Here is a 403-nt window from a genome sequence, read left to right as displayed (position 1 = left end):
GTGTTTACTCTATTGATGTCAATAATATCAGCAGCAGCCTTATGGAGATCAACCGAGAGCTAGCTAACTACTTTGCACTGCCAGCACCATTACCACCAGAATGGTCAGTCGACAATGCCGAAGTCAGCGAATTGCTAAGTGGAAAAGCCATAGCGCTGGATGGCATCAAGCTCAATACCATGACGTCGACTCTGATTGCGCGTCAACTTGCGCTATTTGAAACAGATCAGAAGAAGCTCGTCGCGTTCACTAACCTTGTTCAAACTCGTTTTAACCGACTACCAGACGAACTGAAGCTGTGGCTTGGTATCATTCATTTCAAACTAAGAGACCTGCAAACCGCAAAAGAGCTTCTGACCAATACCTCAGGCAACTCTACGATCGAAAATGCGTTGGTTTATAT

Annotated in this window: 1 pseudogene; it reads left to right on the top strand. The window is 45.2% G+C overall.

From position 1 onward, the window contains the following. A pseudogene (locus AB4512_RS24620) lies at nt 1-403 on the top strand (transcriptional regulator); the annotation flags it as partial.

The organism is Vibrio sp. 10N.222.52.B7 (assembly GCF_041474275.1).
GTDB classification, from domain to species: Bacteria; Pseudomonadota; Gammaproteobacteria; order Enterobacterales; family Vibrionaceae; genus Vibrio; species Vibrio crassostreae_C.
Note: the sequence above shows the minus strand (reverse complement) of the source record. Positions and strands in the feature narration are given on the sequence as shown.